The organism is Streptomyces sp. NPDC101227, from assembly GCF_044767545.1.
Lineage (GTDB): Bacteria > Actinomycetota > Actinomycetes > Streptomycetales > Streptomycetaceae > Streptomyces.
This window is the reverse complement of the sequence record NZ_JBIWOD010000013.1, coordinates 191,418-204,642: the sequence shown is the minus strand read 5'-3', so window position 1 is coordinate 204,642 and position 13,225 is coordinate 191,418. Positions and strand designations below refer to the sequence as shown.

Genomic DNA, 13,225 nt, shown 5'->3' with positions numbered 1-13,225 from the left:
GGGCAGGTCGAGACCGAATGCGGTCCGGGACTCGTGCCAGGGCAGAGGGGACCACCCTGCCCGAAGTGTGCTTTCGGTGAGCCGCGCGAACGTGGTGCGGCGCCCTTCGCCGCCGCAGCCTGATCACGCATCACACATCACACGCTCCGCAACTCTTGACAATTGATCATGTTCCTGACAGCAGTGGCACTGCACCACTCCCACGAACGGCACCACACCCCAAAGGGGGGATCAGCGCATGACCAAGCCTGAGAGTGCGGGATTCGACTACGACGTCGTCATCAGCGGAGCGAGCCTCGCCGGCAGCGCCGCGGCGATCTTGCTCGCTCGACGCGGTGTCCGCGTCGCACTGCTGGAACGCCGCGCGGACCCCGAGGCGTACAAGGTGCTTTGCACCCACTCCCTCACGGCCAACGCCTACCCGGTGCTGGACGAACTCGGCCTCATCCCCGCTCTCGAGAAGGCGGGAGCCGTCCGCAACAAGGCCCGCTGGTACACCCGCTGGGGATGGATCGAGCCGAGGGCCGCGCCGGCGGGCCCCGAGCTACCGTACGGGTACAACATTCGGCGCAGCACTCTCGACCCGTTGATCAGGTCCCATGCGGCGGAGACCCCCGGCGTCGATCTGCTCCTCAATCACCAGGTGACCGGGCTGGTCAGGGAAGCCGGGCGAACCGTGGGGGTGCGCGCATCGACACCAGAGGGCGAGCGCGAGATCCGGGCCCGCCTGGTGGTCGGCGCCGATGGGAAGGACTCGGCCGTGGCGAAGTTCGCCGGGGTGCCTGCTCGGCTGTACGAGAACGCGCGATTCGGCTATCTAGCGCACTTCCGCAATCTTCCGCTGCCCGGCGGGATCAGTCACGTCTGGTTCCTCGAACCCGACATGGCGTACGCGTTCCCGAACGACGACGGGGTGACGGTCCTCGCCGTGCTCCCGGACAAGAAGCGGCTGCCGGCCTTCCGGGAAGACCTGGAGGGCAGCTTCCTCGAATGCGTCCGCGCCCTGCCCGAGGCACCGCCGATCGACTCCGCCGAGCGCATCACGAAGATCATCGGCACCGTCAACTACCCGCTTCACAGCCGCAAGCCGACCGCACCGGGCGTCGCGTTCATCGGCGACGCCGCCCTGACCAGCGATCCCCTGTGGGGAGTGGGATGCGGGTGGGCGCTGCAGTCCGCGCAATGGCTTGCAGAGGCGGTCGCCTCGGCCGCAACCGGCCGGGGCGACCTCGGCAGGGCGCTCGTGGTGTACGCACGCAGACACCGGCGCCGACTGCGCGGTTACCAGTACCTGGCCGCCGACTTCGCCACGGCCCGTCCGCTCAATCCCTTGGAGCGGCTGATGTATTCGGCGGCAGCGCGCGACGAGTCGGTGGCGCGGCACATGCATCTGTTTGCCTCCCGCCTGATCGGTCCGCTGCGCTTCTTGAACCCCGTGGCGCTGGCGAGGGCTTCGGCCGTCAACATCAAGCATCGCGGGGCGGCCACGTCCCGGAGAACGGACCGCAGCCGCTCACCTCTTCGGGAGGCGTCACAGCACACCAAGGATTCGAACGCTGCTTGAGTCTCACCCGGAGCGGCGGCCGCCGGCGACGTTGCCGACGGCGCGCCGAGGATTGGTAGGCGGTGCGCGGCCGCCTACCAGTCGACCCCAGCGGCGCTCCGGCCCCGCGGCGGACGAAAACACGTTGGCCGGCCGCCGCCGAGCTGCGACGATGCCCCTGTTCCCAGGCGGAGGTCATTTGTTCGTTTTCGTGTGTGCGGGGTGTGGCGCCAGGCTGACCACCCCGCTGTCCCAGGTCGCCCTGCCGGCCCACGCCCATCAGAAGTACGGGAACGGGATTCAGCTCCCGGTGCTCATGGAGTCGGGCACGTTCGCCGTGGACCCGGAGCCCTGGGGGCCGCCGTGGCGGAGGTGGGAGGACATCGATCCGGACGAGGCGGCGGCCCGCGGCATCTACGCGTCGGTATACGCCCTGTCCGACGGCGAGCCCGGCGCGATCGTCATCGCACCCGGAGATACCCGCGGCACCCTGCTGATCCCGGAGAAAGGCGGCGGCTACTGCTGCGGCCTCGACGGGGGCGACGGCCCCAACATGGCGTGCGAGGCATGCGGCCGGCCCGTGGCGAGCCGGATCGACGACTGCTCGCTCTGGCAGGCGGTGTGGCTCGTCCCGGGCGCCGTACGCCGCCTCCCCGTCGGTGGTGCCGACACTGCACCGCTCTCCTGGGCGGAGCTGACGGCGGACGGGAAGCGCACGCCCCCGTTCGAACCGATCGCCACGTGGGGATCGGAGGCGGGGGTGAACCACCGGTGGTCCTGGAGCCCGCGGTGGGAGGCGGCAGCCGGCCGGGCGCTCGCCCACCTGCTGGCGGCCTCGGAAGGCCGGCCGGTAACCGTCCCGGACGGCCTGATCGCGGAAGTGTTCCAACGCGCTCTCGACGCCCTTCTGCCCGCAGGTCCGCCGGCGCGGCGCGCCGTCCTGGCCGGACCGGGGCGGCCCGTGCCCGACGCGGACGCCGAGATCCTCCTCGTGCCGACCCATCCTCAGACGGGGGAGACCTGGATCCCGGCCGGCCCGGCCGCCTCGGCATACCAGGTGCCGCTGCCGTTCGGGGTGTGGCTGTGGCTGGCCTGCCCCGAGCCGTACCTGCCCGTACCCGCGTCGGGCGGCATGCCCGACGGCGTCCTCCGTGACGACCCGCCGGCGCCGCGCCCGAGTCACCTGTTCCGGGCCGACCCGGGAGCGTTCCAGCACACCCTGGTCCGGCTGCCGGCCGTCCGCAGCCCGTGGCTGCGCGAGATCCTCGAGAGCCTCACGCACCACATGCGCGCCCGCCTCTTCTAGCCAGTCGGCGGAAGGCGTCGTCCCTCGACTCCGAACTGTCCGGTGACCGTGCTGCCGCGATCGAACAGTGTCAGACAGTGGTGCCTCCCGGAGCGCGGCAACTGCCCACCTGGCCGACCACCGGCTCGCACGCGCGGGGGCCTCCGGATGGCGACCCGATGGATCGCCACGGACGATGGTGCACGAACCCCGGCGCGGCGGCAGATCTCCTGAATCCGCGCTGCCTACGCGGAGGGCACGACCGGCGGCCTCAGGAGGTGATCGCGTGCGTACTCCCCCCAAGGGTCACTCCGGCTCGCACCCGAAAATGCGACGGCCCTCGCTGAGAACCTGGCAGTCGCGGGTGGCCCTGGCAGTGATCGTGCTGGTCCTGCTCATGACCACGCTGCTGTTGGCTCAGATCGGCCTCGAGGACTTCGTCCATGATCTGACCTTCGCCGGCCGCCTCACCGGTGCCGTCCTTCTCGTGGTCTCGTTCACCACGCTCGTGGGCGCCGCCGCGGTCCTGGACCACTGCACCCGGCAGAGCTTCCCCTACTCCGGCCTGGTCGCGCTGATCGGCACCTTCGCGGCCTTGCTGACCAACGCCCTGCTCCTGGCGCAGACGGTCAAGGACGGCGAGTCCGCGATCTACCAAGCGCTGTTCAGCGCGCTCGCGGCGGGTTCGGCATTCGCCGTCGTCGCGGTGTGGCGGACGTCGGTCGTGATCCCCGCTCCGAAACGGGTGGCTGCCGCGCTGATCGTCTCCTCGGTCATCGCGGTCGGCAATTTCGGCTACCAGAACCTCTTTCAGCCGTACCAGCGACGGACCCAGCCTCTCATCACGGTGTCCATGGGTAAGCCGGTACTGAGCAAGAACCGCACGGCATTCGCCGTACCGGTCGACATCGCTATCCGGAACCACGGCGACGTGGGCTTCTACGTGCTCGGCACCGAGTTCCACGCCATGGGGAAAAGGGTGCCGCTGAGCCCGAAGGACCGGCTCCGCCGGCAGTGGCGAACCGATGCCGAGCAGTGGCCCAACTCCGCGGACTGGGACCCGCTTTCCCGCCGGGAGGTGCACCAGCCCGGCGAGTTGATCGAGGCAAAACCGTGGATGTCCTATGGAAGTTGGATTGAGTCGAACGACACCTACGCCACGCGAATGGTGGTGCAAATTCCCATGAACACGCCGTACGACCAGGTGGAGTTCTATGCCACCGCGAGCCTCGCGCGCAAGGACCAGCTCGTGCTGAAGTCACCGCTCGACTTCGTGGCGTACTCCTGGCGTAGGGGAAACGTCCCTGGATGGGTGAAGGAGCAACAGAAGATCGGTCTTGACTCGCTCATCTACCGGGCCCGGGTGCATGAGAACAATGCGCTTGACGAACGCACGAGGGACCCGCGTTTCGTCACCGTCTACTGGACGTTCGGCACGCACGGCGCGCGCGTGCAGGCAACCATTACGCGAAAAGGCGAGGAAAATCGCGAGCTCGGCGATGAGGAAAACCGCGAGGTGTCAAGCCGGTACGGCCTCGTCAACCTCGTCACCGGCCCGGTCGAGCGGACCCTGTGGGACGTCAAGAGGCAGCGGTAACGGGCACTGTCGTGTCGGGTTCGCCGGAACGCCGGTCCAGTCGCTCCAGCCAGGCCACCAGGGCGAGCGAGCTGTTCAGGCGATCCCAGGAGTGCGCGTCCCCCAGGCCGAGCTGGGCCTCCCGCACGGCCCGGCACAGCGTCTCGACGTCGAACATCTCCGCGATCAGCGGATGCCGGGCGGAGCGGCACAGGGCGATGAGTTCGTCGCCGTGGGTCCGCAGGCCGCGGGCATAGAGGTCGTCGAAGGGCACCTTGACCGTCCTGCCGCGGATCGGGGCCGGGAGCAGATGCGCCATGGCCGCACGGAGAACGGCCTTCGGACGGCCCGGCTGGAACGTGGCTGCGGCGGGCAAGCGGCTCATCGTGGCGACGACCTCGGGGTCGAGGAAGGGGTGCGAGAGGAAGAACCCGTCCCGACGTGCGCGCTGCCAGGACAGCAGGTCGGGAGCGGCGACGTAATTGGCTGCGTCGTAGAGCGACCGTTCCGGCCTGTGCCCGAACACGAACCGGCTCTCCGCGATGCCCGCGTCCCGATAGCCGTGAGCGCGCGCGAATCCGGCTCGCAGCCATCTGGGGCGGTTGAAGGTGCCGAGGCCGCCGAGCACCGTTCCGCCGCGGAGGAGCGCGGTGATCCGTTCGGCTGCCAGCGGAACGGCCGGCTGCACCACGTAGGCGCGGACGATGTCCCACAAGCCCCGCTCGCTTCCCGTGGCCCAGGCGCGCGCCTGCTCGGTCATCTGCCGGAGCGCTCCCGTGCGGGCCAGCCGGTGCAGGTGGAACGGGTTGGCGTCCGCGATCGGATCGGCTCCGCAGCCGGTCAGGAGCGCGTCACAGCCCAGTTCCGCGGCCGCGGCGTGCAGCCTGGCCCAGAACGGGGCGCGGAAGGCGTGCGCATGAGGCTCGTCGGCGTCTCCCGCGTGATGCTGGAAGTCGTCGAAGTCGGCCACGTCGTCGGCATCGACGATCACCGGGCGGGCCGCGGGTGCGTGACGGCGGATCTCCTCCAGCGCGATGTCGAGGTACGGCCGCTCCGCGGCCAGCTCCCCGTGGGAGAAACGCCCGGCGAGCAGGACCAGGTCCCCGGCGCCGCCCAGTTCCGCGGCCAGCAGGCGTGCGGCGAGCAGCGCGACGCTGGTGGAGTCGGTGCCGCCCGAGACATGGCATGCCGTCGTCGTAGCCATGCGGCGGCCGACAGCGTTCTCCAGCGCGCGGCGCAGCTCCTGCGCGGCCTCATCGAGGCAGGAGCCGTCTGCGGTCGGTTCGGGCGGGTCGTTGGCCCGATGGGCGCGGCGCAGCGTACGACTGCGCAGCTGCCCGGTGCGGGACAGCTCGACCACCTCGCCGCCGAGGACGCGGTGCACCCCGGCGAATGGGGTGAGGTCCCAGTGCGGTTGTGCCATGTTCCCGGTGAGGTAGCGGCAGAAGTAGCGGGGTTCCAGCTCCGTGACGCTTCCCGGGCAGCGCACCGAGGTGCTCACGGCACTCACGCGGCCACCGGACTCCTTGAAGAACAGCGGGATGCGTGCCTGCTCGTCGCGCGTGAGGAGGATGCGGTCGCGGTACACCAGAACAGCCGCGTAGTCGCCGGCGGGCACGGGCGCGGCGGCCCCCTGCCTGTCGGAGTCGTCGAGGAGGCCGCGCGCGCCCGCCGCCCGGTCGCGGGCCGAGCCGACCCAGCCGACGACGGCCGCGGTGCCGGCCCGCGTGGAGACCGTCGTCACGAGTCCCTGACGCGCCATGGCCTCGTTGGTCCGGAGCCTCGGTGCGCCCCCGGCCCAGTCGAGGCGGAGCGCATCCATGTCACTGTCCTCCGCAGTCGATCGAGAGCACCGGTGTGAAGGCGCGCCCCCGCGGATCCGCGTCGGGGATGCACAGGCCGCCCGAGGCCGTCCACGCGTGCAGGGCGAACGGGTGTTCATGCACACCGACGTGGAGTGTGGCTTTCAGGCCACACCGCCGCAGCAGCACAAAGGCCGTCACCGCCTCGGACTTGCAGTCGCCGTTGACGAGCCAGCTCCTCCTGCTGTGCGACTGCACTGCTCGTTTCAGCCGTCCGGCCTCCTCCGCGGAGGGGAGGTCCGCACGGGTATAAGCCGGGGCGGCCAAGGAAAGCAGCCGGAGGGCGCGCCCGAATCCAAGGGTCCGGATCAGCAGGTGCACTCCACCCAGCCAGAGCCCGACGTCGGCGTCCGCGTATTTCTTCCGGCGGCCCGTCGCGCACCCGGCACGCATGAGACCGGTGACAAGTTCGGCGTGTTCCTCAGGACTTCCCAAGGCGAATTTCTGGACTTCCGTCGTCGCCAATCCGAGAAAGCGCGTCCGCTTCCAGTCAGCGATCAGCGCTCCGTCGGACATCTGGATGACACGGCAATGCGGTGACAGGATCCTTGCCATGACTGCCAGGGCATCGGTGTCCTCTGCCACCGCGTATCCTCCAGGATTCCACCGTGAACGGTGTCAGTGCTGGTGTCCGTGACCGTCATAGAATCCGCCGCTGAAGCCGCGGATCAGACGGCCGTTACCGAAAAGAATGAGCCGATGCGGCCTATGACGCCGCAACAATCGGAGAAACATCTCCTACCTCCAGAAACGGCAGGACATCAATTCCAGGCTACTCTCACCCGAATGCCGCGCAACCGGACCGCCGACGTCCATCGGCAGTGAGCTGCTCGGCGTGGATGCCGGAGGGCGGCCGTCGGCCTCTCCGGACTGTCGGAGGCAACGGCTAGCGTGCGGGTGACGTCATACCTCGCCGGCAGCTGACGCGGAGGGGACACAGGATGGGTGCTTCGGAGTGGGACTACTACGCGCCGTATCAGGAAGATCTTGGCGCCGCGCTGGAGCAGTTGCGGCACCGAGTGTTCCTCGCCGGTGACTACTACTGGGTGCGCGGCGGCGACTGGCTTCCCGAGGAGGAGCGCCGTCCGCGACCCTCGACCCTGGACGAACTGTGGGCCGACGAGTGGACGCAGCACTCCGGCACCCACTCGATTCTCGACGTCTTCCACGTTCAACGCGAAGACGAGGAGCCCGAGATCTGTGCGGTACAGCCGGTGACCGTCGAAGAGGCCCGGAAGACCACCGGCACCGAACGGCTGACCCGCGAACACCTTCCAGCAATCAAAGACCTCGCTCGCGAGCGCGGGTACGGCCGTTGCGCAGTACTGCACGACGACCACGGAAGGCCACAGGAGATCTACTTCTGGGGTTGGTCCGGAGACTGAGCCGTCTACGTGCCGTGCCGCACCGCGGATGCGCCGGACCTCGCAGTACCTCTGCCGGAGCGGGACGCGACGGTCTACGGCACGGCGCCGCCGGAGAACGGCTCCTCGGTGCTTCATCTGAGACGCGCGCCTGTCAAGAGAATCCGTCGAATTTAGATAAGGCGCCACATTGAGCGGTGTGCCCGAACGCGGCGTCAGCGCGCCTCGTACTACGGGCTACTTGCGCCCGGACAACGAAATGCGGTCCCCGCGACCGTAAGAAGCATCGTTGTGCAGGCCTGCCGGACGAGACCACGGCGATCCCGGACGGGACACCGCCGGAAGGGAACGATCCACCGTGACAACCCAGCGCACCGCTCGCCTCACCGCCCTGCTTGCTCTGCCCGTCGCCCTCGCGCTATCGGGTGCCGCCGCCGCTCCGGCCGCCGCCGAGGACAAGGCGTACCAGATCAATTTGGAGCAGCTGAACGACTCGCAGGGCAAGGGCACGGCGATGCTCAGCCTCAACGGCAACCAGCTGACCGTGAAGATCGAGTCGGAAGGGCTCGTGCCGGGCCAGCCGCACGCACAGCACATCCACGGCTCTACCGACGGTCACGACTTCCAGTGCCCGGACGCGAGCGCCGACACGGACGGCGACGGGATCATCAACAACACCGAAGCCACGGTCCATTACGGCGATATCAACATCTCGCTCACCACCGACGGCGACACCGGCCCGGACAGCGGGCTCGCCGTCGACCGCATGCCCAAGGCGGATGCCCAGGGGAAACTCTCCTACGAGCGCACCATTCCCGTGTCCCAGGACGTGGTCGATCACATCAAGGACCTCCACGTGGTGCAGCACGGCATCGATCCGAACGGCAACAACAAGTACGACTTCGGCGCAGGCAAGAGCGAACTCGATCCCAAACTGCCTCAGGAGGCCACCGCGCCGGCGGTCTGCGGAGTCGTCGAGGGCGCGGCGGTCGGATCCATACCGGTGGGGGGCGTGGAGACGGGTGGCGCAACGGCCGAAAGCAACGAGATTCCCTGGGCGCTGGCGGGCGCCGGCGGGCTTGCCTTCGCGGCGATCGCCGGAGCACTGGTCCTGAACCGCAGAAGGCGCGCGACCGCCTCTGTCGAGCCGTCCGGCCGGAGTGCCGCATGAGGACCTGGGGCAGGCGCGAAGCCGTGTCCTGTGCCGCCGCCGCGGCGCTGGTGCTGCTCGGCGGATGCGGCGGTCAGACGACGGCCGCGCAGTCACCCCCCGTCCAACAGCAGCCCGCGCGGGGCGGCCAGGCCGCCCCGGGAACGGGATCTGAGAGTGGCCAGGGCGGTAAGCAGGACACGGGCGATACGGCACGCAAGGCGGCTCCACAGCGGATCTCCGTCCCTTCGCTCAACGTGTCCTCAAGTCTTGAGCCCTTGGGGCGGAAGAAGGACGGAACGATGGAAACGCCCGCCGACCCCGACAAGGCGGGCTGGTACACGCCTGGCCCGGCCCCCGGCGAAACAGGCCCGGCCGTCATCGCCGGTCATGTCACCTGGAACGGCAAACCGGGGGTGTTCCACCGGCTGTCCTCGTTGAAGACCGGTGACACGATCGAGGTGGCACGGACGGACGGGAAGTCCTCGAAGTTCACCGTCAGCCGCATCGCCCAGTACCCGAAGAACAAGTTCCCCACCATCGAGGTCTACAAGAACATCGACTATGCGGGGCTGCGCCTGATCACGTGCGGTGGTCAGTACGACGCATCGCAGCACTACTACCCGGACAACGTGGTGGTGTTCGCCAAGCTGGCCGAGACGGAATAGACCGCCACCGCTCCGCCGCCACCGATCCGTCGACGTACGGCCCGAAATATGGCGGCGAGGTCGAGAACGCCCGGCGGGCTGGTCGATCCCGGCCGGATGACCAGCGTCGTCCCGCCTGTCGACCGGTGCCCGCCGGACGTGCTCGACCGAGGTCAGGCTTGGACTTCCGCAAGATCCGGTACCGCTCGAGGCCGTCGGCAGCCTGCTGATCGCCCCACCTGGGACGAAGCCGCGGTATTCGATCACCGCATGCTGACAGCCGACGACGGCCGCTGACAACGGCAACTCGCCGCAGCCGTGGTGAAGCAAGCAATCAGCCGCCGCGCCGCTTGTGGTGGGGCCGGTCCGGGCCGACCGGGCCGGCGAGGTCGCCCACGGCCGCCCGTATGTGAGCCTGTTCGCGCCGGACGTTCCCGCCCGCACAACACCAGGAGAGCTGTCCGCCCGCCTCACGCGGATGCATGCCGAGGTCGTGCTCGTCGCACACCGGCCATGCCTGCCACAGACACTCGGCGACAGTCTCCTGTGCGGCGTCGGTGATGGCCGTCAGAGCGAGGACAGGGTGGTCCGCCGAGCCCGGATCCACGACGTTGCCGTGCCACTCACCGTTGGCCAGGGCCACGTAGACGTACTCGGCCACACCCTCGTCATACGAGGGCAGACCCATCAATTGCAGAGGTTCTTGGGCCGGCAAGGTCGCCGCAAGGTCCCGGTTGACAACGGCGAGAGCCTCGTCCCACAGCGGGTACTCGCCCAGCAAGACCCGCCGGGGCTCAGGGAGTTCGAAGAGACCACTCATGGAGACCATCCTGCACGACGGGGCAGACAGCGCTGAGCCCGCACCCTGCCGCAAGTCGCCAACTGGTCAGCCCCGTTGGCCACCCCGCAGGCGTCAGGCCGTGTACTGATAGGCCGGATAGGTGAGGTATCCGGCGTCGCCGCCCTGGTAGTACGTGGTCTCGTCCAGGGGGGCGACGGGGAGGCCGACGCGGAGGCGTTCGACGAGGTCCGGGTTGGCCAGGAAGCCGCGGCCGAAGCTGATCAGGTCGGCGCTCAGCCCCAGCCAGTGGTCGGCTTCCTCGCGGCCGGTCTGCTTGGGGCCCATCGGGAGGACCGGATTGACGATCAAGGTGCCGGGCCAGGCGCGGCGCAGACCCAAGAGCACCTCCTCGTCCGTGGTCGCTTCCAGGTGGACGTAGGCGAGTCCGATACGGGAAAGCTCTGTCAGCAACGCGGTGTTGAGGGCGAGTGCATCGGTCTCCTCGACGCCCCAGAAGACACCGCCCGGGGAGAGGCGGATGCCCGTCCTGGCCGCCCCGATCGCGTCTGCTGTCGCGGCCACGGTCTCCACGGCGAACCGGATCCGGCCCGCGATCGTGCCGCCGTAGCGGTCCGTGCGCAGGTTGGCGTTGGAGGAGAGGAACTGGGAGATCAAGTAGCCGTTGGCACCGTGGAGTTCGACTCCTTCGAAGCCCGCGTCGATCGCACGGCGGGCCGCTTCGGCGTACGCGTGGGCATGCTCGGGTACCTCGGCGGTGTCCAGTGCGCGGGGGAGAGGTGCGGGCTGCGGGCCGGTCGGGGTGAAGACGTCGCCCACCTCGGCGATCGCCGAGGGGCCAACGGGCTGGTGGCCTGTCGTGTCGGGGTGCGAGACCCGGCCGCCGTGCATGAGCTGGGCGAAGACCCGTCCGCCGTCATCGCGTGCCCGGGAACCGGGCATGGCGCTACGCTAAAACCTGACATCCATGTCAGAGGCAAGCGATGTGGCGTGGTTCACAGCGGGAGGCAGCCATGCGGATCGGCGAGCTCGCGGCGCGCACCGAAGCCAGCGTCCGGTCGCTGCGTTACTACGAGGAGCAGGGGCTGCTGACCAGCAGCCGTAGCGCCAGTGGGCAGCGGCATTACACGGAGGCCGAGGTGGAGCGGGTGCGACTCATCCAGCGCCTGTACGCGGCGGGCCTGTCCAGCCGTACGATTTCCGAGCTGCTGCCCTGCGTCGACGCGCCGAGCGAGGGCAATTCGGATGCCGCTCTCGAGCGGATGGCGCAGGAGCGCAACCGGCTGTCCGAGCACATCGACGAACTCATGCGAACCCGAAACGCCTTGGACGGCCTGATGGCCACGGCCCGGGCCCATCGCGAGAGCCTGCACACTCCGGCCGAAGCAACGACGTAGTGGTCGTCACCCGGTGTCGAGCGTGAGGACCGGCCATGCCTGTCCCAGTTATCCTGACCCGTCCTGAACAGGCCACGGAGGTACCCCATCATGAGCAGCACCACGGCGTCCTTGCCCGAGCGGATCGAGCTCTCGGGGGAGGGGCTCGTCCTCCGCGACTGGACGGAGGCGGACCTGACCGCGATGCCGGAGCTGTTCGACCACCCCGACATCGCGTACTGGACACCGATCGTCTCGCCCTTCGACGCAGCGGCTGCCCGTGCACGGCTGGACCGAGACCGGCAGCTGCGGCGAGAGGGCACGACCCTCCTTCTCGCCATAACCGTCGACGGCGGCGCACCGCTCGGCGAGATCATGCTGCGGCGCGCCCCCGAGGGCATGGAGATCGGCTACGCGGTCGGCCCGGCGCACCGCGGCCAGGGGCTGGCAGCGCGGGCGGTACGGGTGATGGCCACGTACGCGTTCGAGCAGCTGGGCGCGGAGCAGGTGATCCTGGAGTTGGAGGCCGAGAACGCCGCCAGCGTCGCCGTGGCCACGAAGGCGGGCTTCGAACTGCTCGACGTGCCGCTGATCACGGGTGAGGAGAAGGGGCGCCCCTACGTGCTACAGACGTGGGGTCTGAACCGCCCTTGATCTCCCCCCACCGTGACCGTGACCAGCAGGGATAAGTCGCCTTCAGGAAGATGCACGGCCGCGACTGCGGGCAGGTCGAGTTCGTCACCTCCGTACAGCCTCAGGCGTGTCCGGCGGATCCGTGGGACACGCCTGAGGGCTGACGAGGGTCAGGAAGTGAAGGCGGAGACCCGTACGTCCTTCCCGCACACGTTGAAGGAGCCCGGCGCTCCGCCGTCCTTGATCACCTTGACGGTGCGACCCACGTCCTTGGGCAGGGCGATCTCGACCTTGGTCGCCTGTACCGCGCAGATCTCCCGGCCCGACGGGCTGCCGTCGAAGTTCAGGTCGGTGTAGGCCACCGATGCCTGCGCCGTGCCGCCGGGCTTGACGTCGACGGCGTCCGTGCCGCCCTCGGTGTTGTCGGTCTCGACGGGGTCGGCCTTGCCCTGGTCGTCCTTGGCCGTCAGGGTGACGGCGCCGACGATCGTGCAGGGGGTCTTCGAGGTGTTGGTGACCGAGAGGGTGGCCTGCGCCGGCTTCTGCTGGCTGGCGTGACCGGGGGACTGGATGAACTGGAGCCGGGTGTTCTTCGTCGTGCACGCCGCAGTGGCACCGTCACCCTGGTCGCCGGCGTTGCCGCCCGTGGAGGCTCCGCCCGAGCCGGACTCCTTCGACGGCGACTCGGACGACGCGGTGGCGGACGACTCGTCGCCGGCCTTCTTGCTGTCATCGCTGTTGCCCCCACACCCCGTCAGAGCCAGAGCGGACAGAGCGAAGACGGCGGCAGTGGTGACGATACGGGCGCGCATGAGCTGGGTTCCTTCCCCCATCAACAGTGTGTTTACACGGGACACTACGGACCCGACCCCGAGAGCGGTTCAACTCAGTTCGGCTCCGTTCCCCGCAAATCACTCACGACCCGTCATCCAAACGTGATCATCTACGGCTGCCGGACCCTCGCGGTTGCCCCGTCACCATGCAAATGGG

13 protein-coding genes are annotated in these 13,225 nt (G+C 69.0%); 8 read left to right on the top strand and 5 right to left on the bottom strand.

The genetic code is table 11. The annotated features are described in order from the left end of the window. The first annotated feature begins 238 nt into the window (after positions 1-238). From ACIRPT_RS28010 to ACIRPT_RS28000, 3 genes are all read left to right on the top strand, one after another. The gene (locus ACIRPT_RS28010) at positions 239-1,564 is read left to right on the top strand and encodes an NAD(P)/FAD-dependent oxidoreductase (protein ID WP_403831932.1); all 1,326 of its coding nucleotides are present in this window, start codon (positions 239-241) and stop codon (positions 1,562-1,564) included. Between the two features lie 178 nt (positions 1,565-1,742). Continuing rightward, positions 1,743-2,849 carry a hypothetical protein gene (locus ACIRPT_RS28005; protein ID WP_403831930.1) on the top strand — a complete coding sequence of 369 codons (1,107 nt, stop codon included), beginning with the start codon at positions 1,743-1,745 and terminating at the stop codon, positions 2,847-2,849. Positions 2,850-3,204: 355 nt separating this feature from the next. After that, positions 3,205-4,425 carry a hypothetical protein gene (locus ACIRPT_RS28000; RefSeq protein WP_403831927.1) on the top strand — a complete coding sequence of 407 codons (1,221 nt, stop codon included), beginning with the start codon at positions 3,205-3,207 and terminating at the stop codon, positions 4,423-4,425. On the opposite strand, the gene ACIRPT_RS27995 is transcribed toward ACIRPT_RS28000, so the two are convergent. Further along, a complete protein-coding gene (locus ACIRPT_RS27995; RefSeq protein WP_403831925.1) occupies positions 4,409-6,226 on the bottom strand; it encodes an asparagine synthase-related protein in 1,818 nt (605 codons plus the stop codon). The genes ACIRPT_RS28000 and ACIRPT_RS27995 overlap by 17 nt on opposite strands. Position 6,227: 1 nt before the next feature. Then, complete coding sequence (locus tag ACIRPT_RS27990) at positions 6,228-6,851, bottom strand: lasso peptide biosynthesis B2 protein (protein ID WP_403831923.1); 624 nt, start codon at positions 6,849-6,851, stop codon at positions 6,228-6,230. Between the two features lie 356 nt (positions 6,852-7,207). Here ACIRPT_RS27990 and ACIRPT_RS27985 point away from each other — a divergent pair, with 356 nt between their 5' ends. The 3 genes from ACIRPT_RS27985 to ACIRPT_RS27975 all read left to right on the top strand — a co-directional run bounded on the left by ACIRPT_RS27985 (position 7,208) and on the right by ACIRPT_RS27975 (position 9,448). Next, a complete protein-coding gene (locus ACIRPT_RS27985; RefSeq protein WP_403831921.1) occupies positions 7,208-7,651 on the top strand; it encodes a hypothetical protein in 444 nt (147 codons plus the stop codon). Between the two features lie 337 nt (positions 7,652-7,988). Next, positions 7,989-8,801, top strand: coding sequence for a hypothetical protein (locus ACIRPT_RS27980; RefSeq protein ID WP_403831918.1), 813 nt, complete (start codon positions 7,989-7,991; stop codon positions 8,799-8,801). After that, a complete protein-coding gene (locus ACIRPT_RS27975; protein WP_403831915.1) occupies positions 8,798-9,448 on the top strand; it encodes a class F sortase in 651 nt (216 codons plus the stop codon). Before ACIRPT_RS27980 ends, ACIRPT_RS27975 begins: the two co-directional genes overlap by 4 nt. Positions 9,449-9,761: 313 nt before the next feature. On the opposite strand, the gene ACIRPT_RS27970 is transcribed toward ACIRPT_RS27975, so the two are convergent. Both ACIRPT_RS27970 and ACIRPT_RS27965 read right to left on the bottom strand, forming a co-directional pair. Then, the gene (locus ACIRPT_RS27970; protein ID WP_403831913.1) at positions 9,762-10,247 is read right to left on the bottom strand and encodes a hypothetical protein; all 486 of its coding nucleotides are present in this window, start codon (positions 10,245-10,247) and stop codon (positions 9,762-9,764) included. Positions 10,248-10,340: 93 nt separating this feature from the next. Continuing rightward, positions 10,341-11,168 (bottom strand): alkene reductase, encoded by an 828-nt coding sequence (locus ACIRPT_RS27965; RefSeq protein WP_403831910.1) that lies wholly within the window; start codon positions 11,166-11,168, stop codon positions 10,341-10,343. 71 nt (positions 11,169-11,239) lie between these two features. On the opposite strand from ACIRPT_RS27965, the gene ACIRPT_RS27960 reads away from it, so the two are divergent. Both ACIRPT_RS27960 and ACIRPT_RS27955 read left to right on the top strand, forming a co-directional pair. Next, complete coding sequence (locus tag ACIRPT_RS27960; protein ID WP_403831908.1) at positions 11,240-11,623, top strand: MerR family transcriptional regulator; 384 nt, start codon at positions 11,240-11,242, stop codon at positions 11,621-11,623. Between the two features lie 87 nt (positions 11,624-11,710). After that, complete coding sequence (locus ACIRPT_RS27955) at positions 11,711-12,256, top strand: GNAT family N-acetyltransferase (protein WP_403509962.1); 546 nt, start codon at positions 11,711-11,713, stop codon at positions 12,254-12,256. 149 nt (positions 12,257-12,405) lie between these two features. On the opposite strand, the gene ACIRPT_RS27950 is transcribed toward ACIRPT_RS27955, so the two are convergent. Then, positions 12,406-13,047, bottom strand: coding sequence for a DUF4232 domain-containing protein (locus tag ACIRPT_RS27950; protein WP_403831905.1), 642 nt, complete (start codon positions 13,045-13,047; stop codon positions 12,406-12,408). Positions 13,048-13,225 lie beyond the last annotated feature (178 nt).